General features: G+C 49.9%; 16 protein-coding genes. 12 read left to right on the top strand and 4 right to left on the bottom strand.

The window, feature by feature from the left end; all coding sequences use genetic code 11:
• The first annotated feature begins 144 nt into the window (after nucleotides 1-144).
• The gene (locus tag DWX62_RS14535) at nucleotides 145-4200 is read left to right on the top strand and encodes a hybrid sensor histidine kinase/response regulator transcription factor (protein WP_009037200.1); all 4056 of its coding nucleotides are present in this window, start codon (nucleotides 145-147) and stop codon (nucleotides 4198-4200) included.
• A gap of 40 nt (nucleotides 4201-4240) precedes the next feature.
• Here DWX62_RS14535 and DWX62_RS14540 read toward each other — a convergent pair whose 3' ends face one another.
• Nucleotides 4241-4921: a hypothetical protein gene (locus DWX62_RS14540; protein ID WP_034523335.1), complete on the bottom strand. Its 681-nt coding sequence runs from the start codon at nucleotides 4919-4921 to the stop codon at nucleotides 4241-4243.
• Nucleotides 4922-5064: 143 nt separating this feature from the next.
• Here DWX62_RS14540 and DWX62_RS14545 point away from each other — a divergent pair, with 143 nt between their 5' ends.
• The 11 genes from DWX62_RS14545 to DWX62_RS14595 all read left to right on the top strand — a co-directional run bounded on the left by DWX62_RS14545 (nucleotide 5065) and on the right by DWX62_RS14595 (nucleotide 20584).
• On the top strand, nucleotides 5065-6438 hold the full coding sequence (locus DWX62_RS14545) for an MATE family efflux transporter (RefSeq protein WP_005835091.1): 1374 nt from the start codon (nucleotides 5065-5067) through the stop codon (nucleotides 6436-6438).
• A gap of 263 nt (nucleotides 6439-6701) precedes the next feature.
• On the top strand, nucleotides 6702-9224 hold the full coding sequence (locus tag DWX62_RS14550) for a heavy metal translocating P-type ATPase (protein ID WP_005824234.1): 2523 nt from the start codon (nucleotides 6702-6704) through the stop codon (nucleotides 9222-9224).
• Nucleotides 9225-9312: 88 nt separating this feature from the next.
• Nucleotides 9313-10251, top strand: a complete 939-nt coding sequence (locus tag DWX62_RS14555; RefSeq protein ID WP_005824237.1) for a DMT family transporter — start codon at nucleotides 9313-9315, stop codon at nucleotides 10249-10251.
• A 22-nt stretch (nucleotides 10252-10273) separates the two neighbouring features.
• Nucleotides 10274-10789 carry a nucleoside 2-deoxyribosyltransferase domain-containing protein gene (locus DWX62_RS14560; RefSeq protein WP_005824239.1) on the top strand — a complete coding sequence of 172 codons (516 nt, stop codon included), beginning with the start codon at nucleotides 10274-10276 and terminating at the stop codon, nucleotides 10787-10789.
• An 83-nt stretch (nucleotides 10790-10872) separates the two neighbouring features.
• Nucleotides 10873-11583, top strand: a complete 711-nt coding sequence (pyrH, locus tag DWX62_RS14565; protein WP_005835090.1) for a UMP kinase — start codon at nucleotides 10873-10875, stop codon at nucleotides 11581-11583.
• 113 nt (nucleotides 11584-11696) lie between these two features.
• A complete protein-coding gene (gene frr / locus DWX62_RS14570; protein WP_005824243.1) occupies nucleotides 11697-12257 on the top strand; it encodes a ribosome recycling factor in 561 nt (186 codons plus the stop codon).
• A gap of 106 nt (nucleotides 12258-12363) precedes the next feature.
• Entirely contained in the window at nucleotides 12364-13296 is a 933-nt protein-coding gene (rsgA, locus tag DWX62_RS14575) for a ribosome small subunit-dependent GTPase A (protein WP_005824247.1), read from the top strand.
• 121 nt (nucleotides 13297-13417) lie between these two features.
• Complete coding sequence (locus DWX62_RS14580; protein WP_005824248.1) at nucleotides 13418-14500, top strand: efflux RND transporter periplasmic adaptor subunit; 1083 nt, start codon at nucleotides 13418-13420, stop codon at nucleotides 14498-14500.
• Between the two features lie 40 nt (nucleotides 14501-14540).
• The gene (locus DWX62_RS14585) at nucleotides 14541-17573 is read left to right on the top strand and encodes an efflux RND transporter permease subunit (protein WP_016274175.1); all 3033 of its coding nucleotides are present in this window, start codon (nucleotides 14541-14543) and stop codon (nucleotides 17571-17573) included.
• Complete coding sequence (locus DWX62_RS14590) at nucleotides 17570-18895, top strand: TolC family protein (protein ID WP_005824250.1); 1326 nt, start codon at nucleotides 17570-17572, stop codon at nucleotides 18893-18895. Before DWX62_RS14585 ends, DWX62_RS14590 begins: the two co-directional genes overlap by 4 nt.
• Before the next feature lie 48 nt (nucleotides 18896-18943).
• Nucleotides 18944-20584, top strand: a complete 1641-nt coding sequence (locus DWX62_RS14595; RefSeq protein ID WP_005824251.1) for an amino acid permease — start codon at nucleotides 18944-18946, stop codon at nucleotides 20582-20584.
• A gap of 47 nt (nucleotides 20585-20631) precedes the next feature.
• Here the strand turns inward: DWX62_RS14595 and DWX62_RS14600 are convergent, their stop codons facing one another.
• The 3 genes from DWX62_RS14600 to DWX62_RS14615 form a co-directional block, all read right to left on the bottom strand.
• Entirely contained in the window at nucleotides 20632-21789 is a 1158-nt protein-coding gene (locus DWX62_RS14600; RefSeq protein ID WP_005824252.1) for an acyltransferase, read from the bottom strand.
• Nucleotides 21790-22160: 371 nt separating this feature from the next.
• Nucleotides 22161-23801 (bottom strand): fumarate hydratase, encoded by a 1641-nt coding sequence (locus DWX62_RS14610; RefSeq protein ID WP_005824254.1) that lies wholly within the window; start codon nucleotides 23799-23801, stop codon nucleotides 22161-22163.
• Between the two features lie 133 nt (nucleotides 23802-23934).
• A complete protein-coding gene (locus DWX62_RS14615) occupies nucleotides 23935-25926 on the bottom strand; it encodes a DUF4954 family protein (protein WP_005824256.1) in 1992 nt (663 codons plus the stop codon).
• Nucleotides 25927-26007: the final 81 nt, after the last annotated feature.

The raw sequence follows: 26007 nt of genomic DNA on the forward strand, positions 1-26007 counted from the left end.
CAATGCAAACATATGCCAATTTTCGATTCAACAGCTGTATAAATCTTGCAGAGAAGGCATATAAATCTGTCAATGCACGATTTGTGCACATCATCTAAAGATTTTATTTGTACTTTTGACTCATGCAATGAAAAACGACCCGTTATGAAGAAGATTCTACTTTCCATTTTCCTATGCCTGCCATTCCTGCTATCCGCGCAGCCATATACCATAAAACATCTGAGTATCCGTGAAGGGCTGTCCAACAACCATGTGGTAAGCATAGCCCAAGACAAACGGGGCTCTCTATGGTTTGCCACAGAAGAGGGTTTAAATAAATTCGACGGAATACGCTTCCTTACCTATTATAAAGAAGAAACAACCGGCAAGCAAAGCATCACCGGCAACGAACTGAACTGTCTGCTGGACGATCCCATCGACTCCATCTTATGGATAGGAACCCAGCGTGCCGGAATCAATGCATACAATTATGCCAACGATTCATTCATCACTTACAGACACAACGAAAACAACCCTGAAAGCCTGGTTACGGACGACATTACCAAAATCATTGCCGCCTCCGACGGTAACCTATGGATTTGCACCTATTGGAAAGGCGTGGACTATTTTGACAAGCAAACCGGGCAATTCACCCATTACAATACCGAAACCGTACCAGGTTTTGCAAGCAACCATATCTGGTCTGCCATAGACGGCGGTAACGGACTACTCTATATCGGGCATGTGGACCGGGGATTCAGTATACTTTCCATAAAAGACAAGACAGTCAAGAACTTCACACACGAGCCGCAATCCCCCAACAGCCTGCCCGGCAACGAAGTGACATGTGTCTACAAAGACAAAAGCGGAAACATATGGATAGGAACCGATAGAGGAGTGGTACTGTTTAACCCGGAAGCGGAAAGTTTCATCCCCTTCGACGACAAAACCAACTGCATATCGCACCGTGTATATGATATACACCAACTGGATGACAACAGACTTTGGATAGCCATGGAATTCGGCGGCATTGCCGTAGTGGATTTGTCCCAACAGCTTTTCCGTTCGTCGGACCAGATTCATGCGCTTTCTATCCGGGAGGGAGACGATGAATACGGCTTGTCCAACTCCAGTATCCGTTGCCTGCTCCAAGATTCCTTCGGTAATGTATGGGCAGGTTCCTGGGGAGGCGGCATCAACTTCATAAAACGCGAGCCGTCACTCTTCAGCACTTATAAATATTCTCCTTTTCCATCCACCAACAACAGCCTGAACAGTAAAATAGCCTCCGGTGTCTGTATGGACAAAGCCGGTAACCTCTGGATAGGAACCGATGGAGGAGGAATCAACGTATTCAACAAGGGAAGACGAATAGCCATATACAATGCTGACAACAAGAAATTCAGAAGCAATACGGTGCAGGCAGCCTTGTGCGACTCGAAGGGAGGATTATGGTTCGGACTTTTTTATGGAGGAATAGCCTACTACAACCCCAAGAGCCAAAGCTTCCGGCAGATTTTCTCCGAAGACAAGTCACGCACTGACGTACGTTCCTTTCATGAAGACAAGCAGGGAAACATTTGGGTCGGAACCAGCGAAGGCGTCTATCTTATAGATTGTGACAGCAAGACAATCAAGGCACACTACAATCTGGAGAACAATCTGGCCCGCTGTGTGCTGAAGGATTCCGAAGACCAAGTATGGGTAGGATTCTTCGGAGGAGGCCTGGGCCTCTATGACCCTCAACTCCAAAGCATCCAGCTCTTCAACGTCCTGGCCAAATTCCCCTCCAATACCATCAATGCTCTCTACGAAGACAGCAGAAAGCGGTTGTGGGTGGCCACGGGTGAAGGTTTGGTATGCTTCCCCTCCCTGACAGACAGAAACTACAAAGTATACCAACGTGAAAGCGGACTGGCTAACACCCACATACAAGCCATCGGTGAGGACAAGGCAGGAAATATTTGGGTGAGCACCAACAAAGGTATCAGCTGTCTTGTGGACAGTAAAGACATTTTCTATAACTACGACTATCACGACAACCTCCCCATGGGAAGCTTCAGTCGGGGCAGTGTAGCCTACGGACAAGACGGTAACTTTTACTTCGGCTCTATAAACGGTCTGTGCTACTTCAACCCGGAAGTTGTATTGCAGGAACGCAAATCACCACCCGCATTCATCACCAACATTGAAATTACCGACCCGCTGAACAAACCGGAAAACGGACAGAGCACCATTGCCTTAAACGGACAGAAGAACGTGCAACTGAAATATACACAGAATAGTTTCAGTATCCGGTTCAACATCCAGAACTATGCCCTGGTCAACCAAGTGGAATATGCCTATATGCTGAAAGGACTCGAGAACTCCTGGTATACGCTTACAGACCCCAATAATGTCACCTTTCGTAATCTTCCTCCCGGGAAATACCAGTTCCAAGTGAAAACGCGCATGCGCAACCAAGCATGGTCGGACGCAACCACCTCATTGAACATCCGCATCGCCCCACCCCTTTGGCTTACTTGGTGGGCAAAGTCATTCTATATCCTGCTGTCCCTTATCATCCTTTTCTCTATACTCTATGCCTACAAGAAAAGACTGGATGCTGAAGCACTGTACCAACTGGAGAAGCAGAGCCACGAACACGAGCAGGAACTGAACAACGAACGCCTGCGCTTCTACACCAACATCACCCATGAACTGCGCACCCCGCTTACGCTGATACTGGGTCCGCTGGAAGACATACAGAAAAGTGATACACTATCCACCAAAGACGCACAGAAGATATCCGTCATTCACCAAAGTGCCATCCGGCTACTGAACCTCATCAACCAGATATTGGAGTTCAGAAAGACCGAGACCCAGAACAAGAAACTCTGCGTGAGCCGGGACAACCTCGTACCCCTTATCCGCGAGATAGGCCTGAAGTACAAGGAACTGAACCGGAAGCCAGCCGTCGATATCCGGCTGGTGGTGGAGAAAGAGCATATGCCTATATACTTCGACAAGGAAATTATCCAGACCATCCTGGACAATCTGATATCCAATGCCCTAAAGTACACGGAAAAGGGTAGCATCAGCATCGGTATCCGACAGGTGGAACGTGCCGAAGTGAACTATACGGAAATCCGGGTCAGCGACACGGGATACGGTATCAAGCCGGAGGCACTACCCCACATATTCGACCGTTATTACCAGGAAGGCGGCAAACACCAGGCTTCGGGTACCGGTATCGGACTTTCTCTGGTGAAAAACCTCGTAGCCCTACACGAAGGGGAAATCCGCGTAGAGAGTGCTCCCAATCAAGGTAGTACCTTCTACGTCAGCCTGCTTACCGACAACAGTTACCCGCAGGCACTGCATGCCGATTCGCAGGAAAAGGAAAGCAACGTCCAGCATATAGAAGAGGCACAAGTAAATCAAGTTTCATCCAGCGACAAACCCATATTGCTGGTAGTGGAAGACAATCCGGACATCTGCGACTATATAGCCGAATCCTTCTCCGACCACTTTGAAGTAAAGACTGCCGCCAACGGAAAGCTGGGCAAGGAAAGCGCCCTGAAAGAAATACCTGACATCATCGTCAGTGACATTATGATGCCGGTAATGGACGGAAACGAGATGTGCCGTGAGCTGAAAAAAGACGTGCGCACCAGCCACATACCCATTATACTGCTGACAGCCAAAGACTCGCTGCGCGACAAAGAGGAAGGCTACCAGGTAGGTGCCGACTCCTACCTCACCAAACCGTTCAGCGCCAGCCTGCTGCATAGCCGTATAGAAAACCTGCTCCAGTCGCGGCGCAACCTGGCAAACCATTTCAGCGCCAATGCCGCCATAAGCAATAAAGCGGCTGTCATTACAGAATCGCTCAACAAGCTGGACAACGAGTTTATCCACAAGATAAACCAGCTGATAGAGGAACGGCTTTCTTCAGACAAAATAGACATCAGCTATCTTTCGGATAAAATGTGCATGAGCAATTCCACCCTCTACCGCAAGATGAAAGCGCTTACCGGACTTTCCACCAACGAATATGTCCGCAAGATAAGGATGAAACACGCCGAGCAATACCTGCTGGAAGGCAAATACAACATTTCGGAAATAGCATTCAAGGTAGGTATAAACAATCTGTTCTACTTCCGGCAATGCTTCAAGGAAGAATTCGGCTGCATACCTTCGGAATATCTGAAGAGATTAAAAGAGACCGGAGAGAAATAAGAGACAAACAGCCCCTTCCTATTAGTCGGAATGCGGACAGCTATTTCAGCTCCAGCTCCATCTTCTTTATCTTTTCCAGCGTATTGCCTGCTTCCATGGAGGGGAATACCTGAAGCACGCGTTGCAGGTATGCCTTAGCCTTGCCGTAGCTATTGGTGAACACGTCTGACAATCCGTTGCGATAGCGTGCATACTGCATCCTTGTGGGGGAAGTTATCTTTTTATAGTCTTCTTCGAGCTTCTTCTTATCCTTCTCGGCTTGGAGATAATAATAATTTCCTAAGAAAATATTGGCTTGGAGATTGTCGGCATCCAGCATCAATACCTTTTCATAGGTTTTCAAGGCATCTTTCTCCTTTCCCCGCATCATCTCCATTTCGGCACAAGAGACAAGTGCAGGTACGTCTTCGGGATGACGCTGCAAGAACTCCTTATAGAAGAGGTAGGCTTTATCGTAATTCCGCATTTCCTTGTAGTGCACAGCCAGCACATCCGCAAGACGGGGAGCCACCTCACTGCTCTTGTCCACATTGGTCCAGTAGAACATTTCCGTCCTATCCTCACCGGCATTTGCCGCCTGGCGAAACAAACTCACCGCATAGTCATCTTTACCCTCGGAAAGTGCATCGGACACTTTCGAAAGCAACTCATCTGCCGACTGTCCCCAGACAGACAGCGGACACATCAAGAACAAGGAGAAAAGCAACGTTAAGGTTTTCATTTTTAGTGTATATATATAGTTTAACAGCCCAATCAGTCTCATAGAAATCTACCTACAAAACTACGCATTTTTACGGTAACCATCAATAGTTGAAAGTAGAAAAATAGTTAACTTTGCCGACCTTAATGAATTAAATAATATAAATGAAGCCCAGAGACAGACAAATACTGCAAATAGCCTTACCTTCCATCGTATCGAACATCACCGTGCCGCTGCTCGGCCTGATTGATGTAGCCATCGTCGGCCATCTGGGTTCGCCCGCCTACATAGGCGCCATTGCCGTAGGTGGCATGCTGTTCAACATTATCTACTGGATATTCGGTTTTCTGAGGATGGGTACCAGCGGAATGACCTCGCAAGCATTCGGCAAGCGGGATTTACCGGAGGTGGTCCGCCTGCTGTTGCGTTCCGTGAGCATAGGCCTGGCAGTCGCGTTCTGCCTCATCCTGCTGCAAACGCCTATCAGGCAGGGAGCCTTCCTTCTCATCCATCCTACGGATGAAGTCAAAGAAATGGCAACGTGCTATTTCCATATCTGCATTTGGGGGGCACCTGCCATGCTGGGGCTATACGGACTGACGGGATGGTTCATCGGCATGCAGAATTCGCGTATCCCCATGTATATAGCCATCACACAGAATGTGGTCAATATCATTGCCAGCCTCGGACTGGTTTATCTGTGTGGGATGAAAGTAGAAGGAGTAGCTTTGGGGACGTTGATTGCCCAGTATGCTGGCTTCCTGATGGGCATTGTCCTTTGGATGCACAACTACGGCAGGCTGAAAAGATTCTGGGAAATTAAAAATTATAAATTAAAAATTAAAGGGGGAGAAGGGGCAGGTATCTGGGAGAAAGGGGCGATGTTCCGGTTCTTCCAAGTGAATAGGGATATTTTTCTGCGTACTCTTTGCCTGGTGGCAGTCACGTTGTTCTTCACTTCGGCGGGAGCTTCGCAGGGAGAGATTATTCTGGCGGTCAACACGCTGCTGATGCAGCTCTTCACCTTATTCTCGTATGTAATGGACGGCTTTGCCTACGCTGGCGAAGCCTTAAGCGGCAGATACATAGGCGCACGCAACCGGGAAGCCTTTACAGACACCGTCCGGCACCTCTTCGGATGGGGAGCGGTGATAGCGGTTCTCTTTACATTGGTTTATGCGCTGGGAGGCAATGCCTTCCTCGGACTATTGACGGATGACAAAGAAGTGATAGCTGTTGCCGACACCTATTTTTATTGGGCGCTTGCCGTGCCCGCCGTCGGGATAGCCGCCTTCATCTGGGACGGCATCTTTATCGGCGCCACCGCCACGCGAGGAATGCTCCTCTCCATGGCAGCGGCAGCTGTCAGCTTTTTTATCTTATATTATGGGCTGCATCCCGTCCTGGCAAACCATGCCCTATGGCTTGCTTTCCTCACTTACCTGCTGATGCGGGGAGTGGTGCAGACAGGCTTGAGCCGGGAAGTCATCCGACGGGCATTTCCCAGCAAGAAGGAACCTGCTTGGCGTGAGGGGTAGGCTATGAACAATTTCAAGGGAAAAAGCATTATCTTTGTATCGCTATGACTGATATAAAATATGGATTCCACCCTCCAGAACAAGGCGTCAGGTAGCCAGTATACGGTGCCAAACAAGTTTCAACTTTTGGCACCATCGGTTTCAATGCGAGAAACCGACGGTTTCAAGTAGTGAAACCAACGGTATCTCGGAATGAGACTGACGGTATTTGCATTTGGAACCAAGTCACTCATAGCAAGAGTAATGACTTATACAAAATTGTTATGGCAGAAAAGAATATAGTTCAAGAGACATTTCCCGTATTGGGAATGAGTTGCGCCTCATGCTCCGCACGGGTAGAAAAGACGCTGAACCATCAGTCAGGTGTCAAGAAAGCGGTCGTAAACTACGCTTCGGCAACGGCAACCGTGGAATATGACCCTACGAGCTGTTCTTCCGAGACTTTGCAGCAGGCTGTGCAGGCGGCCGGATATGACTTGTTGATAAACCAGGACGGCAACACGCTCGAAGAGGCGGAAGAGGCCCACAACAAGAAATTCAGCGCATTGAAATTCCGCACAACCTGGGCCATCATCTTGTCTATGCCCGTTGTCATCATAGGCATGTTCTTCATGGATATGCCCCATGCCAATCCCATCATGTGGGCGTTGTCCACTCCCGTCGTATTCTGGCTGGGGCGGGGATTCTTCACCAGCGCCTGGAAACAATTGCAGCATGGCAGCGCCAATATGGACACACTGGTAGCCATCAGTACGGGGACCGCCTATCTGTTCAGCCTGTTCAACATGCTATTTCCGGACTTCTGGCTATCCAGAGGCATCCATCCGCATGTATATTTTGAGGCGGCAAGTGTCATCATAGCCTTTATCCTGCTGGGCCGCCTGCTGGAAGAAAAAGCGAAAGGAAACACCTCAACCGCCATCAAGAAACTGATGGGGCTCCAACCCAAGACTGTGACCATCATTGTGGATGAAGGACACGCTGTCCCTCACTCTTCCTTTGAGCGCGTTATCCCTATCGAGCAGATTCGCCCCGGAGACATCGTCCTGGTGAAGCCCGGAGAACGGATTGCCGTGGATGGCATCGTGACGGAAGGTAGCTCCTACGTAGACGAAAGTATGCTGAGCGGCGAACCGGTAGCAGTATCCAAGCACAAAGACGCCAAGGTCTTTGCAGGTACCATCAATCAGAAGGGAAGTTTCCGCTTCCGGGCAGAGAAAATCGGCACGGATACACTGCTGGCGAAGATTATACACATGGTGCAGGACGCGCAAGGAAGCAAGGCACCGGTGCAGCAGCTGGTGGACAAGATAGCCGGGATATTCGTGCCTACCATTATAGGCATCGCAGTGCTTGCCTTCATCGCATGGATGCTACTGGACGGAACCGGCGGATTCACCCACGGATTGCTGGCATTTGTCACGGTGGTCATCATCGCCTGCCCGTGTGCACTGGGACTGGCTACTCCTACCGCCATCATGGTAGGCATCGGCAAGGGCGCCGAAAGGGGCATTCTGATAAAAGATGCCGAAAGCCTGGAGATTGCCAAGAAGATAGACACCGTGGTACTCGACAAGACCGGAACGGTGACTGAAGGAAAACCGGTAGTCAGCAAGCTGATATGGAATACGCAGGCAATGACGCCCGGTACTGGCGCCACTGCAGGCAATGCGCTGTCGGACATTTTCTATAGTCTGGAGAAGCTCTCGGAACATCCGTTGGCAGAAGCCGTGGTGAACCACCTCAAGGAGTCGGCCTCCATAGACATTCAAGACTTTGAAAGCATCACCGGAAAAGGCGTGAAAGGACGGGCACAAGGCCGGACCTACCTCGCCGGGAACCGGAAACTGCTGGAAGAAAACCATATCGCCATCCCCCCCTCCCTGCAGGAAGAGGCAACCCGACTGACATCGGAAGCACAGACCGTCATCTGGTTTGCCGATGAAGAAAACGTGCTGGCAATAGCCGGAATTACAGACCGGATAAAGGAAACTTCCATCCGTGCCGTCAGCGAGCTGCACGCCGCCGGCATCGAAGTCCACATGCTGACCGGAGACAATGAGGCCACCGCCCGTGAGATTGCCCGCAAAGCAGGCATCGCCCACTACCAGGCCAGTGTATTGCCGCAGGACAAGGCTGCCTTCGTCAGCCGGTTGCAGGCAGAAGGCCGGAAGGTTGCCATGGTGGGCGACGGCATCAACGACAGCGCCGCCCTTGCCCAAGCCGACTTAAGCATCGCCATGGGTGGAGGCAGCGACATCGCCATGGATGTAGCCAAAATGACCATCATCTCTTCCGACCTGACCAAGATACCGGAAGCTCTCTGTCTGTCGCGTCTCACCGTCCGGACCATCCGGCAGAATCTCTTCTGGGCATTTATATATAATATAATAGGTGTACCCATTGCGGCCGGAATACTCTATCCCATCAACGGCTTCCTGCTGAATCCGATGATAGCCGGTGCGGCCATGGCATTCAGCAGTGTCAGTGTGGTGAGCAACAGCCTGCTGCTGAAACGGAAAAGAATACATGAAGGAGAAGAAAACAAAGAAGTTGAACCGCCAACAGAAACAATCATGAAGAAAGAATTCAAAGTAGAAGGCATGATGTGCAACCATTGCCGCATGCATGTAGAGAAAGCATTGAACAGTATGGAAGGCATACACGCCACCGTAACCCTGAACCCTCCGGTAGCCACCGTAGAGTTTTCGGACGGTGAAAAGACGCTCGAAGAACTGCAGAAAGTAGTGACGAAAGAAGCCGGCGACTACACACTGAAGGCATAAGTGTAGAATTCATACGGTTTTCATACAGAAAAGAAGGAGGAAATCAAAGTAAATATCTACCTTTGCGCGCTAATTTACAGATAAAGATATGAACGCAAAAGCCAAAGGATATATTTTAGGTTCCATCGCCGCAGCCTCCTACGGCATGAATCCACTGTTTGCCCTCCCGTTGTACAAGGCCGGCATGGACCCGGACTCGGTACTTTTTTTCAGATACCTCTTCGCCATCCCGTTGCTGGGCATTATGATAAAGGCGAGAGGGCGGTCATTCAAGATACAGCGGAAAGAAACATTTCCGCTCATCATCATGGGATTGCTCGTGGCCCTCTCCTCACTGACGCTTTTCCTGAGCTATAACTACATGGCCGCCGGCATAGCGTCTACACTGCTGTTCGTCTATCCCATCATGGTGGCGCTTATTATGGCCATGGTTTTCAAAGAGAAGCTGGCACTGCAAACCATCGTCTGCATGCTGCTTGCACTGGGAGGTATCGGACTGCTCTACAAGAGCGAGGACGGCAGCACACTGAGCCTGATAGGGACACTGCTGGTTTTCGCGTCTTCCCTTTCCTATGCCATATACATCGTGGGCATCAACCAGACATCGTTGAAAAATGTGGCTACGCTTAAAGTCACCTTCTATGTCCTTCTCTTCGGCCTATCGCTTTTTGTGGCACGCCTGCTCTATTCCGGCGTACTGAACACACCGGACCAGTGGTATCTGTGGGCCAATCTGCTTGCATTGGCTGTCTTCCCCACCGCCATATCCTTCCTCTGCACTACCGGTGCCATCCAATATATCGGCTCCACCCCGACCGCCATTCTCGGCGCATTGGAGCCCGTGACAGCCATCTTCTTCGGAATAGCCGTCTTTGGAGAAAGCCTGACAGTCAGAGAAAGCTTCGGACTGGTGATGATTATCGTAGCCGTAACGTTCGTCATCGCAGGAGGCAATATTACAAGCCAACTGGTCCGCTTCAGGAAACTGTTCCCAAGACTCCCGATAAGAAGCAAAAAAAGAAACTAATCCTATAAAACCATCATCAACCATGAAGAAAAGTCTCTACCTGCTTTTACTGCTGTTGTTTCCTATCGGGCTGCAGGCTCAGTCCGAGGTTATAGTACTCCACCCGGATGAAGGCAAAGCCGAAGTGAACGAAGCCGAATACACCAGAATTTTCCTGGCAGGCACCATCGACATGGGCAAAAGCATAGACTGGCAAAAGGCAACCTGCGACTGGTTCCGCGCACGCCCCCAAGGTAAATACATCCTATACAATCCCCGAAGGGACAAGGGACTCAGCGGCGAAATGTCCGACTTTGAACATCAAGTGAACTGGGAACTGGAACATCTGGAAAAAGCCGACCTGATAATCATGAATATCCTGGCAAGCAGCAAGTCCCCCATCACCCTGCTGGAGATGGGACTGCACATGCGTTCGGGTAAACTGCACGTTATCTGTGAACCCGGTTTCTACCGCTACGACAATGTGCGGATTACTTGCAACCGCTATGGCGTTCCGTTATATCACAGCATGGACGAGTTCCTAAAGACTGTGCGTTAGGCAACTATCCTACCACATTCTGCTGCACTTTTCAGTTTAATTCTTTATCTTTGCTGCAAAGCAATGTAACAAAACTATATATTATGGCAACCTATAAAAGAATCTTATTGAAACTCAGCGGCGAGAGCCTGATGGGTGAAAAGCAATACGGCATCGACGAGAAACGCCTTGCCGAGTACGCAGCTCAAATCAAAGAAATCCACGAATTGGGAGTACAAATAGGCATCGTGATAGGCGGTGGAAACATTTTCCGCGGATTGAGCGGTGCCAACAAAGGGTTCGACCGTGTGAAAGGCGACCAGATGGGAATGCTGGCAACCGTCATCAACAGCCTTGCACTCAGTTCGGCTCTGGTAGCTGCCGGCGTGAAGGCCCGCGTGCTGACTGCCGTACGTATGGAACCCATCGGTGAATTCTACAATAAATGGCGTGCCATCGAATGTATGGAAGCAGGCGAAGTAGTCATCATGTCCGCCGGTACAGGCAATCCGTTCTTCACTACCGATACCGGTTCCAGTCTGCGCGGCATCGAGATTGAGGCGGATGTCATGCTGAAAGGTACCCGTGTGGACGGCATCTACACCGCCGACCCGGAGAAGGACCCGACAGCCACGAAGTTCCACGACATCACCTACGACGAAGTGCTGAAGCGCGGTCTGAAAGTGATGGACCTCACTGCCACCTGCATGTGCAAAGAGAATAACCTGCCCATCATCGTTTTTGACATGGACACAGTGGGTAATCTGAAAAAAGTGATGCAAGGAGAAGAAATCGGTACACTGGTGCACAATTGAATGGAAAATGGAGAATAAAAAATGAATGTTATTTAATTCTTAATTCTCAATTTTCAATTTAATAATTATATTTGCAAAGTTTCAAATCAAAGCTATTTCAAAACGAAAATAATATGAGAGACGTAAAAGACATCTTAGACGAAGCGCAAGAAAGTATGGACATGGCCATCATGTATCTGGACGAGGCACTGGCTCATATCCGCGCCGGAAAAGCCGATATCCGTTTGCTGGACGGTATCCGTGTGGATTCTTATGGAAGTATGGTTCCTATCAACAATGTGGCAGCCGTAACCACTCCGGACGCACGCAGCATTGCCATCAAGCCATGGGATAAGAGCATGTTCCGCGTCATTGAAAAGGCCATCATTGACTCCAGTCTCGGCATCATGCCCGAAAACAATGGTGAGATTATCCGTATCGGCATCCCGCCACTGACGGAAGAACGCCGTAAACAACTTGCCAAACAGTGTAAGGGAGAAGGAGAAACTGCCAAGGTAAGTGTACGTAATGCACGCCGTGATGCCATCGACGCCTTGAAGAAATCCGTAAAGGACGGACTGGCCGAAGACGCCCAGAAAGGCGGTGAAGAAAAGCTGCAGAAGATTCACGACAAGTTCATCAAGCAGATTGATGACATGCTGGCTGCAAAGGATAAAGAAATCATGACCGTTTAATTAAGTTGAAAACGGAAAATGGAAAGTTGAAAATAAACCGATATACCAAGTATAGAAGCCTTTCAACCTTCCATTTTCAACTTTCAACTTTCAACTTTCAATTATTTTGAGGGGACTCGTTATAAAAAACACCGGAAGTTGGTACTTGGTACGGACTGACGACGGAAGGGAGATTGAATGTAAAATCAAAGGGAACTTCCGGCTGAAAGGCATACGAAGCACTAATCCCGTGGCTGTAGGCGATTATGTGAACATCATACTGAACCAAGAAGGTACGGCCTTTATCAGCGAGATAGAGGACCGGAAGAATTACATCATCCGCCGCGCCTCCAACCTTTCCAAGCAATCGCACATTCTTGCTGCCAACCTCGACCAGTGCATGCTCATAGTGACGGTGAACTATCCCGAGACCTCCACTACCTTTATAGACCGTTTTCTCGCCTCTGCCGAGGCATACCGTGTTCCCGTCAAGATTATATTCAACAAAGTGGATGCCTACAATGAAGAGGAACTGCACTATCTGGACAGTCTCATCAACCTTTACACCACCATCGGCTATCCTTGTTTCAAGGTTTCTGCCAGAAAAGGGGAAGGCATCGACACTATCGAGAAAGAACTCAAAGGACGCATAACCCTCTTTTCCGGACATTCCGGAGTAGGGAAATCGACACTCATCAAGGCAATACTGCCCGATATAGAGATTAAAACCGGAGAGATATCCACCTATCATAATAAAGGTATGCACACCACTACCTTCTCAGAAATGTTCCCGGTTCCGGGCAACGGATATATCATTGACACTCCGGGCATCAAAGGTTTCGGAACATTCGATATGGAAGAAGAAGAGATAGGCCACTACTTCCCGGAAATATTCAAGGTATCTGCCGACTGCCGTTACGGCAACTGTACCCACCGCCACGAACCCGGATGCGCTGTACGCGAGGCTGTCGAGAAGCACTATATCAGCGAATCCCGTTACGCTTCTTATCTGAACATGCTGGAGGACAAGGAGGAGGGAAAATACCGGGCTGCTTACTGATTTGTCATTTTATCACCTTTCCAATCCATATTCTTACACTTTTTAACTCTTTATCTTTTAAACTATTCTCTTTTCCCGTAGTCTAATCTAAGGCTGATTTTATTACTACTAATACTACAACATGAATAAGAGAGTTAAATGGGGCATCATTATCGTGATTGGTGCCGGACTGATTGGAGGAGGAATCTACTCCCAATTACCTAAAGAGAATGAAGAATTAGCCGCTGCAGACAAGGTGATGACCGGTCAACGTAGCGGTAAGAAAATTCTAAACGTAAACGCAAAAATAATCAAACCGCAACTGCTGAAGGATGAAATACAAATCAGCGGCAGCCTGCTGCCGGATGAGGAAGTGGACCTTTCTTTCGAGACATCCGGCAAAATCATAGAGATAAATTTTGAAGAAGGCAGCTTCGTCAAGAAAGGACAATTACTTGCCAAAGTTAATGACCGGCCGCTGCAAGCACAATTGCAACGCCTCGTCTCCCAATTAAAGTTGGCAGAAGACCGCGTGTTTCGCCAGAACGCCCTGCTGGAAAGGGATGCGGTCAGTAAAGAAGCCTACGAACAAGTAAAGACCGAGCTGGCCACCCTGAATGCCGACATTGACCTGATAGAATCGAACATCGCACAAACTGAGCTGCGTGCTCCTTTCGACGGTGTCATCGGTCTGCGCCAAGTCAGTGTGGGTACTTACGCTTCCCCTACAACCATTGTAGCCAAACTCACCAAGATTTCGCCGTTGAAGGTGGAATTTGCCGTACCCGAGCGGTATGCCAATGACGTAAAGACCGGCGCCGGACTGGACTTCACTCTCGAAGGAAAGCTAAATACCTTCCACGCCACGGTTTATGCACGCGAATCAAAGATAGACCCTACTACCCATACCCTGACAATCCGTGCACTTTATCCCAATGCCAACGGAGCTGTGCTTCCGGGCCGCTATGCCAGCATCAAGCTGAACAAGGATGAAATTCAGGACGCCCTTGCCGTACCGTCCGAAGCCATTGTGCCGGAAATGGGAAAAGACAAGATATTCCTCTATAAGTCGGGAAAAGCCCAGCCGGTAGAGATTACTACGGGAATCCGTACGGAAGCGGAAGTACAAGTATTGCAAGGCTTGCAGGCAGGAGATACCATCATCACCTCGGGAACCCTGCAACTCCGTACCGGACTACCGGTAACACTGGACAATATCAATTGACAACTGTCAATTATCAACCGTTAATTATCAATTGTAAAGAATGAATATATCCGAATTAAGTATACGGCGACCGGTACTCTCGACAGTACTTACCCTGATAATCCTGCTGTTTGGCTTCATCGGCTACAATTATCTGGGTGTACGCGAGTACCCATCTGTAGACAATCCCATCATATCAGTATCCTGCTCCTATCCGGGTGCCAACGCCGATGTCATCGAGAACCAGATAACGGAGCCTCTGGAGCAGAACATCAACGGTATTCCCGGCATACGCTCCCTCTCCAGTGTCAGCCAGCAAGGCTCATCACGCATTACAGTAGAGTTTGAGCTTTCCGTTGACCTGGAAACCGCCGCCAACGACGTACGTGATAAAGTGTCGCGTGCACAACGCTATCTGCCTCGTGACTGTGACCCGCCTACCGTATCAAAAGCCGATGCGGACGCCACCCCTATCCTGATGGTTGCCCTCCAAAGTGACAAACGTTCCCTACTGGAGCTCAGTGAAATAGCCGACCTGACTGTCAAGGAGCAGCTTCAGACTATTTCAGATGTAAGTAGTGTAAGTATCTGGGGAGAAAAGCGCTATTCCATGCGGCTTTGGCTGGACCCCATCAAGATGTCCGGCTATGGAATCACTCCTCTGGATGTAAAGAATGCGGTGGACAACGAAAACGTAGAGCTCCCTTCCGGAAGTATCGAAGGAAACACTACCGAGCTCACCATCCGTACGTTGGGTCTGATGCATACAGCCGAAGAGTTCAACAATCTTATCCTGAAGGAAGACGGTAACCGTATTGTCCGCTTCAGCGACATTGGACGTGCCGAACTGGGACCAGCCGACATCAAAAGTTATATGAAGATGAACGGTGTGCCCATGGTAGGTGTCGTAGTAATTCCGCAGCCGGGTGCCAACCACATTGAAATAGCCAACGCCGTATATGACCGCATGGAGAAGATGAAGAAAGACCTTCCCGAAGATGTTCATTACAACTACGGTTTTGACAATACCAAGTTTATCCGCGCTTCTATCGACGAGGTGAAGCAGACGGTGTATGAGGCCTTTGTACTGGTTATCATCATCATTTTCCTCTTCTTGCGCGATTGGCGTGTGACGCTTGTGCCATGTATTGTAATCCCCGTTTCGCTGATTGGAGCTTTCTTCGTCATGTATCTGGCCGGTTTCTCCATCAATGTGCTCTCCATGCTTGCCGTGGTGCTTGCCGTGGGCTTGGTGGTGGACGACGCCATCGTGATGACGGAGAACATTTATGTCCGCATCGAGAAAGGGATGCCCCCGAAAGAAGCCGGCATAGAAGGAGCCAAGGAGATTTTCTTTGCCGTCATCTCCACTACCATTACGCTGGTGGCGGTATTCTTCCCTATTGTATTCATGGACGGTACGACAGGACGACTGTTCCGCGAATTCAGTATCGTGGTCTCCGGTTCGGTGATTATCTCCTCCTTCGCCGCATTGACTTTTACGCCGATGCTTGCCACCAAACTTTTAATCAAAAGGGAACAGCAGAGCTGGTTCTATCGCAAGACCGAACCTTTCTTCGAAGGGATGAACCGGGTATACAGCCAGTCACTGGCCGCCTTCCTGAAACGGCGCTGGATTGCCCTGCCCTTCACCATCGTCACCATCCTGCTTATCGGAGTCCTTTGGAATACTATCCCGGCTGAAATGGCGCCATTGGAGGACCGTTCGCAAATCAGTATCAATACAATGGGTGCCGAAGGAGTGACTTACGAATATATCCGCGACTATACCGAAGACATCAATCATCTGGTGGACTCCATTATCCCGGATGCAGAAGCGGTAACAGCGCGTGTATCCAGTGGTAGCGGTAACGTACGTATCACACTGAAAGACATGAAAGACCGTGACTATACCCAGATGGAGGTTGCCGAAAAGTTGTCGAAGGCAGTGCAGAAAAAGACCATGGCACGCTCTTTCGTACAGCAGTCCTCCTCATTCGGAGGACGGCGCGGCGGTATGCCCGTGCAGTATGTATTGCAGGCAACTAATATCGAGAAATTGCAGGAGGTGCTCCCCAAGTTCATGACGAAGGTCTACGAAAATCCGGTATTCCAGATGGCAGACGTAAACCTGAAGTTCAGCAAGCCTGAAGCGCGCATCAACATCAACCGTGACAAGGCGAGTATCATGGGCGTAAGCACCAAGAACATTGCCCAAACTCTGCAATACGGCTTGAGCGGACAGCGTATGGGCTACTTCTACATGAACGGAAAGCAATACGAGATATTGGGCGAAATCAACCGCCAGCAACGCAACAAGCCCGCCGACCTGAAAGGTATCTATATCCGAAGCGACAACGGGAACATGGTGCAGCTGGACAACCTGATAGAGCTGACCGGCGGTATCGCCCCTCCGAAACTGTACCGTTACAACCGTTTCGTGTCCGCCACCATCTCCGCGGGGCTTGCCGACGGGAAGACCATCGGGCAAGGACTGGACGAAATGGACAAGATTGCCAAGGAGACACTGGACGAGACCTTCCGTACCGCACTGACCGGAGACTCCAAGGAGTATCGCGAAAGCTCCTCCAGTCTGATGTTCGCCTTCATCCTTGCCATCGTGCTGATTTACCTGATTCTGGCCGCCCAGTTCGAGAGCTTCAAAGACCCGCTGATTATCATGCTGACGGTGCCTCTCGCCATTGCCGGCGCGCTGGTATTCATGTATTTCGGAGACATCACGATGAATATATTCAGCCAGATTGGCATCATCATGCTGATTGGTCTGGTAGCAAAGAACGGTATCCTGATTGTGGAGTTCGCCAATCAGAAGCAGGAAGCGGGTGAAGACAAGATGCGAGCCATCAAGGACGCCTCCCTGCAACGTCTGCGCCCCATCCTGATGACGAGTGCCTCCACCATCCTGGGATTGATACCGCTTGCCTACGCCACCGGCGAAGGCTGCAACCAGCGCATCGCCATGGGTACTGCCGTCGTAGGCGGCATGCTCATCTCCACACTGCTGACGATGTACATCGTGCCTGCCATATATAGTTATGTATCAACGAACCGAAGTAAACTGAAGACCGAATGAAACGCATTGTTTTAATTTTCATAGCCACTGCCTGCACAGCGCTGGGCCTTTATGCACAGCCTGCGCCTACCTACACCTTGAAGTCCTGCCTGGAGCAGGGATTGCTGAACAACTACTCCCTGCGCATTGTCCGCAATGAAGAGCAGGTCAGCAAGAACAACGCCACATTGGGCAATGCGGGCTACCTGCCCACACTGGACCTCTCCGCCGGCTACAAGGGAACCATAGACAATACCGAGACCAAAGCCCGAGCCACCGGAGAGACAACCAAGGACAACGGAGTATTTGACCAAACTCTCGATGCAGGCATCAACCTGAACTGGACCATCTTCGACGGTTTCAACATTACCGCCAACTACCAACGGCTCAAGGAGCTGGAACGCCAAGGCGAGACCAATACGCGCATCGCCATCGAGGACCTGATAGCCAACATAGCCGCCGAATACTATAACTATGTTCAGCAAAAAATCCGCTTGAAGAACTTCCGTTATGCCGTATCGCTATCCAAAGAGCGCCTGCGCATTGTGGAAGAGCGTTACCACATCGGTAACTTCTCGCGCCTGGACTACCAGCAGGCCAAAGTGGACTTCAATGCCGACAGTGCCCAATACATGAAACAGCAGGAACTGCTGCACACCTCACGTATCCAGCTGAACGAACTCATGGCAAACAAAGATGTAGACCAGCCGTTTATCATACAAGACAGCCTCATCAACGTGACCGCCTCCCTGAACTTCGAGGAGCTGTGGAACGCCACCCTCACCATCAACGCCTCACTGCTACGTGCCGAACAGAACAATACCCTGGCCCGTCTGGACTACAAGAAAGTCTGCTCGCGCGACTACCCATACGTGAAGATGAACGGCGGATACGGCTACACCCTCAACAAGTATGACATCTCTGCCAACAGCCGCCGCAGCAACCTCGGTCTGAACTTCGGCGTCACGGTCGGCTTCAATCTGTTCGACGGCAACCGGCGCCGCGAACGCAAGAATGCCCGCATTGCCGTGCAGAACGCTCGCCTGGAACGGGAGCAACTGGAGCAAGCCCTGCGCGCCGACCTCAGCAACCTATGGCAGGCCTACCAAAACAACCTGCAAATGCTGAACCTGGAACGCCAGAACCTTGTGGCTGCCAAGGAGAACCACGAGATTGCCATGGAACGATATATGCTGGGCAACCTCTCGGGAATCGAGATGCGCGAAGCCCAAAAGAGTCTGCTGGATGCAGAAGAACGTATTCTCTCCGCAGAATATGATACCAAATTATGTGAAATCTCCCTACTGCAAATCAGTGGAAAAGTAGCGCGCTATATGGAATAAGCAATATAATCCGTACCTTTGCGCCCGATTTATCAGAATTGAAGCATAATGGGATTATTCATCAGAAAGCCATTCGAGGCACTGCAAGCGGAGGCTAATGCCTCCGGAAAGAAAACATTGAAACGTGTACTTGGTCCGTGGAGCCTTGTTGCCCTGGGCGTGGGAGTCATCATCGGAGCGGGTCTATTCTCCATCACCGGAACGGTGGCGGCAGGCTATACGGGACCGGCCATCACACTGTCCTTTGCCATTGCCGCACTGGGATGCTGCTTCGCCGGACTGTGTTATGCGGAATTTGCGTCCATGATACCCGTAGCCGGCAGCGCATACACCTACTCGTATGCCACGATGGGCGAACTCATCGCCTGGATTATCGGGTGGGACCTGGTACTGGAATACACCGTAGCCGCAACCACGGTAAGCATCAGTTGGAGCCGCTATCTGGTCGTCTTTCTCGAGGGACTGGACATACATCTACCGCAAGCCCTCACCGCCTGTCCCTGGGATGGCGGAGTCGTAAATATCCCCGCCTTCCTTATCGTCGTGCTGATGAGCCTCTTCCTGATACGGGGTACGGAAGGCAGCTCCATCTTCAACGGCTTCATTGTATTCCTGAAGGTTTCCGTCATACTGATTTTTGTCATACTCGGCTGGAAATACATCAATACCGACAACTATACACCTTACATCCCTGCCAATACGGGCGTGCTGGGCGAATATGGCTTCTCCGGCATCCTGCGAGGGGCGGCCATCGTATTCTTCGCCTTCCTCGGGTTCGACGCCGTGAGCACAGCTGCCCAAGAGACGAAGAACCCGAAGCGGAACATGCCTATCGGCATTCTGGTCTCCCTGCTGGTATGCACCGTGCTCTATATGGTTTTTGCCCACGTCATGACGGGAGTGGCACACTACACCGCCTTCAGCGGACAGCAAGGCATTGCTCCCGTTGCCATAGCCATAGAGCACATGGGGCAGGCTGATGCGGCAGGTATCATCCAGCCGGACTATCCCTGGCTGAACCGTGCCATCGTGCTGTCCATTCTGTTCGGATATTGCTCCGTCATCATGGTGACGCTGCTGGGACAGAGCCGCGTATTCCTGAGCATGAGCCACGACGGGCTGCTGCCTCCTTTCTTCTCGCATATCAACGAAAAGTTCCGTACTCCGGCACGCAGCAACCTGCTCTTCATGGTACTTGTGGGCCTGCTGGCAGCTTTTGTACCCGCACGGCTGGCCGGAGAGATGACAAGCATCGGCACGCTGATGGCCTTCACGCTGGTCTGTGCCGCTGTACTGGTAGTACGCAGAACCATGCCTGACGTGCCCCGTTCCTTTAAAACCCCACTTGTTCCACTTATCCCCATACTGGGTATTCTTACTTGCCTTTGCATGATGTTGTTCCTTCCTGCCGATACATGGATACGCCTGGTGCTGTGGATGCTCATCGGTCTGGACATCTACGTGGGCTACGGCATGAAGCACAGTAAGCTGGAGCATGGAGGCGACACCCGCCACGGGCAGGTTGCCTTGAACATGATTGGACTTATCCTTGCCGTTCTTTGCGTCATCACCGGACTGTGGCACCAACAGACTGTGGGATGGGGAGAAAACAAAGTGCTGCTGATTATCTCGTTTGTTTTCGCATTCACGCACTGCGCTTACTATATGTGGAGAATCTGGAGGAAATAATAAGCCCTAAATCTCCTCCTTTAAAGATAAACAATCTTTCATCCAAACTACCCCAGCACCCACTTGGTCTGCTTCCCGAAACAACGGTATGCCATTGCCACCAGAAACCAGGAAGTACAGAAAGCGACGACTGCGGCACAAGGTATCTGAAGATAGATAGGAACATGGATAGCACGCATCAGGACTACGCTCGGTCCGGTAAAGAAATAGTGTATCATATAGACTCCAAAACCACAGAGCGTCAAGTTTGCCAATGCTTTCTTGATGCGCTCCGAACGGAAATTGGCCCGCTTGCAAAGCATAAACACGGGGATGGTCATCATTACTACATTCAGCGAACAGTAGGTGAAAAAGAGTTCGAGCATCTCATCCGTAAAATCCGGCAAGGAGGTCATACGACGGAAACCAAGGAATGTCACGGCATAGCCAATGGCAAACATGGGAATGCCGATGCCACAGAGTTGCCGGCCCGTCCAGTTATGGTTCCTCAGATAATGGCCCAACAATAGGTAGCCGTTAAAACCGGCAAAGTAATACAGCATACCGAACGAGTTCCACGAGCAAGTCCCCCAAAGGTACGGAGCGGCAAACTCGGTATAATAAGGCAGCAGCAGTGTCACTCCCCATGCTGCAAGAAACCATAGTTTGGCACGTTCCGAGGCCTTCTCCACCCATGCCGAGAATATCGGAAGATAGAGATAAAGCCCTATCAGCAGATAGATATACCACATGTGTACATCCAATAGAGAGAAATTAAAAGGCATTTCTGCAATATATCCCAGGCTCACTGCCAGAGACTGGCGCATCACTTCCTCACCCGAATAAGGGAAGAAATCCAGAATCACTTTCGGCTCCACTCCCAGCAGTCCCGTTATCCAGGGGAACAGATTGTAAATCACAGACCAGATGAGGAAAGGAAAGAATACGCGGGGGATACGTTTCTTGTAGAATGCCGAGGCGTCACCCCGTACCGGCAACAGCAATGCACCGGTAATCATTACAAAAAGCGGTACGCAAGGACGGAGCGCCGCACCGTAGACAGCTCCCCAGAACTTGATGTCAACAATGTCGGGCGATGTGCCCGGATAGAAGTTAAAAGGGTCTGTGCAATGGCAGCAAACTACTGTAAACATTGCAACAAGGCGTACCACATCCAGCCATACGATGTGTTGTGCCGGAGTTTGTCGTGTAAGAGTTGGTTCCATGTTTTATTAAATTGGTTGTTTGGAGGGCTAAAGATAAAGAAGTTAACCGAGAAATGAAAAGGAGAATGTAACAAAAATACGACAACAAACGAGTTTCAGTTTTATTCTCCTATAGAAAACAATCTGTTTTATCAAGGCAGAACAGAGTGTTCCAATAGGGAAGAACACTTTGTTCCAACATGAAAGAACAGTTTGTTTCTTCCTATTGAAACAATTTGTTTCAACATAAAGGAACAGTTTGTTTTGCTTGATGAAACAGAGTGTTCTATGCCGCGAAACACTTTGTTTTCCTCTACAAAACAAAAAAGCCGTAACAAGATTTTCTCCGTTACGGCTTTCCTTATATTATGCCTTTCTAAAAGGCTTCTGTTTTACTTGCTGCAATTCCAGGGCTTCAGTTGCTTGAAGAAGTCGTTGCCCTTATCGTCCACCAAGATGAATGCAGGGAAGTTCTCCACCTCAATCTTCCAGATAGCTTCCATACCGAGTTCGGGATATTCCACGCACTCAATGCTCTTGATGTTGTTCTGTGCCAAGATAGCGGCAGGACCACCGATAGAGCCCAAGTAGAAACCGCCATACTTTTGGCAGGCATCTGTCACTTGCTGGCTGCGGTTACCTTTGGCAAGCATAATCATGCTGCCGCCGTGGCTTTGGAAGAGGTCTACATACGGGTCCATACGTCCGGCAGTAGTCGGGCCCATGGAGCCGCAAGCCATGCCTTGAGGAGTCTTGGCAGGACCGGCGTAGTAGATGGGATGGTCTTTGATGTACTGCGGCAGGTCTTCGCCACGGTCCAGACGTTCTTTCAGCTTGGCGTGTGCGATGTCACGGCCTACGATGATGGTTCCATTCAGAGACAAACGGGTGGAAACCGGATACTTGGTCAGTTCCTTCAGAATATCGGCCATCGGCTGGTTCAAGTCAATCTTCACCACATCGCCTTCACCGGCCTTACGGAGTTCTTCGGGAATCAGTTCACCCGGGTTGCTGTCGAGCTTTTCAATCCAGATACCTTCTTTATTGATTTTACACTTGATGTTGCGGTCGGCAGAGCAGGAAACGCCCAGACCCACGGGGCAGGAAGCACCGTGACGCGGCAGGCGGATGATGCGTATGTCGTGAGCCAGATACTTGCCGCCGAACTGGGCACCGAGGCCAATCTTATGAGCTTCTTCCAGTACCAGCTTCTCCAGTTCCACATCGCGGAAAGCGCGGCCGAACTCATTGCCGGTAGTGGGTAGGTTATCGTAGAAGTGGGTGGAAGCCAGTTTCACAGTCAGCAAGTTCTTTTCGGCAGAGGTACCGCCGATAACGAATGCGATGTGATAGGGAGGACAAGCTGCCGTACCCAAAGTCTTGATTTTTGAGATAAGGAAGGGAACCAATGTTTCGGGGTTGAGGATAGCCTTTGTCTCCTGGTAGAGATAAGTCTTGTTGGCAGAGCCGCCACCCTTGGTTACGCAGAGGAACTCGTACTCCATACCTTCCGTAGCTTCGATGTCAATCTGTGCGGGAAGGTTGCACTTCGTATTCACCTCATCGTACATGGTGAGGGGAGCATTCTGCGAATAGCGCAGGTTCTCTTCGGTATAAGTCTTGTAAACACCCAGTGAGAGGGCTTCTTCGTCACAGTATCCGGTCCATACCTGCTGTCCCTTCTCACCGTGGATGATTGCCGTACCCGTATCCTGGCAGAAAGGAAGTACCCCTTTGGACGCTACCTCTGCATTGCGCAGGAAGGTGAGTGCCACGTATTTATCGTTATCGCTTGCTTCGGGGTCACTCAGAATCTTAGCAACCTGCTCGTTGTGCGAACGACGCAACATGAACGATACATCACGGAAAGCCGCATTGGCCATTGCCGTCAAACCTTCTTTTTCAATCTTCAGGATAGGTTTTCCTTCAAACTCGCTTACTGACACGTAATCTTTCGTAAGCAGATAATACTCAGTAGTATCTTTTCCCTTCTCGAACATGGGCTGATACTTGAACGGAGGTGTTGTTGCCATAATTACTCGTATATTTAATGTTTAAAAGTGATTCGGGTAGCAAAGGCAGCCTGAAAACCGCCTTTACAGAGCAAAGGTAAAAACTATTATTGAAATAATTCTTTAATTAGAGTAAAAAGGCGGCAAATCATAATTAATTTTCTGATACCCGCTGCATCCGCCCTATCAGTTCATCGCCCAGCGCCGTCTTCACCTCAATGTGTTTCAACACAGCCATTACAAACGGATTGCTTTCAAAGTCGCCGCGTACCTGCTCAAAATCAAGTTCCTTTTCCAAGCGTGAGCCGTCAGCTCCAAAGCCCGTCATGGAAGCCAGTGAAAATTCTTTCTTAGCATCCTCATACACCATGCGGTCGAGGCCAACTACTGCTTCTTTCCATTTTTCGACAATATGTATGACGTCTTCTGCCGTCATACCTTCCGGCTTGATACCATAGAACTCTTCCAACTTCTCATACGCCCAGGTCCATTCGTAGGTATAGTAGTTGCTGTGCATCTTCTCAAACTCGGCATTGATAGACTTCAAGCGATTGACTTTGCCGGACTCAATACCGTCTATCAGCGCATCTATCTCACTCTTTGGGGCTATCAATCCGGAAATATCCACCCATTCGCCGCTGCCAATGGCAGTATCGGGCTTCAAACGGGCACGTATTTCTTCATTGCTCCGGAAGTCAATGCCTTCCAAGCGCTTGATGACAGAGTTTCCGAGGAACTTATGAATGGCTATTTCATAGAAGCGGATACCTTTCACCAAAGCCGAGTTACGTATCTTCGCACTATGGAAAGAATAGATATCCGAAAGCTCGCCACTGGCATGACGCAGATTCTGCAACGTTTCCCGTCCCTTGAACATTTTCTGCACCGTGTAGGGGCTGAGAAGATTATAGTTGATGTAATCCAGTTTGTTCGGGTCGGTACGCCCGTCACGTTTCGGCCACTTCTGGGCATCACGGATGGTACCCACACTACGCAGGTTGACACCGGGTACAAGGTAGGTGGTATTATTCTGCTCTATCAAGTAAGAGAACGGCAGGTTCGAAGTATCAGAATGGTTGACATGGCGCCCCATTACCAAAGAGAATGCCCCTACCCTTGCAGGCCATAGGATGTACGAATCGGAAGTCGTCTTGGCACCACGTTCCAAAGTGCCTTGATGGATAGGTCCTAACTTATACATATGGTTACTCTGATTGGACCCCGAACCGGCATTCATAAAGGAAAACATACCGGCAATCAGCAACGTAGACTTATGGTGGGTTACCGTATAGGGTCCGGCAAAAATAGCGCACGCCTCCCCGTTCTCTCCCTGGCAGTTGCTGAAAAACAAAGAATCCGAGGCAGAGTAGTTGTGTCCCAACTTGCATGCCTGCCCCACGAAGCAGCGGCTCAGCATAGCTCCGTCATCTACATGAGACCCGGTAGAGATGATGAAATCATCACAAATCACCCCATGCCCGATGTGTACCGGCGCCACCTCGTTGCTGTTGATGCTTCCGTTATACAGACGGCATGTACCACAGATGCGGCAATAATCACCGATGCGCACATTCTTTATGGAACCGGTGTTCAATATCATTACATGGTTCCCGATGCTTCCTACAGCAGAAGCATGTTTGTTGGAATAAAAATCCGTGATTTCCTTCATCCGTGCAATCAGCTCCGGGCGATGGCGGTAAAGCGCCAGAATATAGGCTTGGTGTGCGGAGAGTTTATCATTAATCAGCACCTCACGGCCTCCCGTCTCATTCAGGACAGACACTTCTACCCCGTTACCGAACTTCGACACACCGTCTACCAGAATAATATCCACATTCTCAATGAAGGTGTCATGCCCTATTTCATAATTGGCAATGTAGTTCTGGATATTCTCAATGCAACAGTTATCTCCCACCGTTACATTATGCAGCGTCACATGCCGCAAACCGGAATGCTTCCTGATTCCTCCCGGCAACATAAATTCTGAATGGAACACTCCCAAACACACCTCACCCGAAAAACGGGTATGATGCACAAATTCCGTTGAGAACTCTTCTGCAACGGTTACTTTCCCCCAATCATCAGCCAGACATGACTGGCTCTTCAACCGGAGAATTTCATCTTCGGTCAGTCTTCTGTAATTCATCCTTATAACGAGTTATGAGTTATGAGTTATAAGTTATTGCCTTTGCCGGCACTACCGATTCAAACCGCTGCCAGCAAATAA

The sequence above is a fragment of the Bacteroides sp. AF20-13LB genome, assembly GCF_003603065.1.
Classification (GTDB): Bacteria; Bacteroidota; Bacteroidia; order Bacteroidales; family Bacteroidaceae; genus Bacteroides; species Bacteroides uniformis.

Coding starts and splice junctions, on each gene's coding strand:
- DWX62_RS14545 (WP_005835091.1), top strand. CDS start 5,065: ATGAAGCCCAGAGACAGACAAATACTGCAAATAGCCTTACCTTCCATC.
- DWX62_RS14535 (WP_009037200.1), top strand. CDS start 145: ATGAAGAAGATTCTACTTTCCATTTTCCTATGCCTGCCATTCCTGCTA.
- DWX62_RS14580 (WP_005824248.1), top strand. CDS start 13,418: ATGAATAAGAGAGTTAAATGGGGCATCATTATCGTGATTGGTGCCGGA.
- DWX62_RS14610 (WP_005824254.1), bottom strand. CDS start 23,801: ATGGCAACAACACCTCCGTTCAAGTATCAGCCCATGTTCGAGAAGGGA.
- DWX62_RS14555 (WP_005824237.1), top strand. CDS start 9,313: ATGAACGCAAAAGCCAAAGGATATATTTTAGGTTCCATCGCCGCAGCC.
- DWX62_RS14590 (WP_005824250.1), top strand. CDS start 17,570: ATGAAACGCATTGTTTTAATTTTCATAGCCACTGCCTGCACAGCGCTG.
- DWX62_RS14585 (WP_016274175.1), top strand. CDS start 14,541: ATGAATATATCCGAATTAAGTATACGGCGACCGGTACTCTCGACAGTA.
- DWX62_RS14615 (WP_005824256.1), bottom strand. CDS start 25,926: ATGAATTACAGAAGACTGACCGAAGATGAAATTCTCCGGTTGAAGAGC.
- DWX62_RS14540 (WP_034523335.1), bottom strand. CDS start 4,921: ATGAAAACCTTAACGTTGCTTTTCTCCTTGTTCTTGATGTGTCCGCTG.
- frr (WP_005824243.1), top strand. CDS start 11,697: ATGAGAGACGTAAAAGACATCTTAGACGAAGCGCAAGAAAGTATGGAC.
- DWX62_RS14550 (WP_005824234.1), top strand. CDS start 6,702: ATGGCAGAAAAGAATATAGTTCAAGAGACATTTCCCGTATTGGGAATG.
- DWX62_RS14595 (WP_005824251.1), top strand. CDS start 18,944: ATGGGATTATTCATCAGAAAGCCATTCGAGGCACTGCAAGCGGAGGCT.
- DWX62_RS14600 (WP_005824252.1), bottom strand. CDS start 21,789: ATGGAACCAACTCTTACACGACAAACTCCGGCACAACACATCGTATGG.
- pyrH (WP_005835090.1), top strand. CDS start 10,873: ATGGCAACCTATAAAAGAATCTTATTGAAACTCAGCGGCGAGAGCCTG.
- DWX62_RS14560 (WP_005824239.1), top strand. CDS start 10,274: ATGAAGAAAAGTCTCTACCTGCTTTTACTGCTGTTGTTTCCTATCGGG.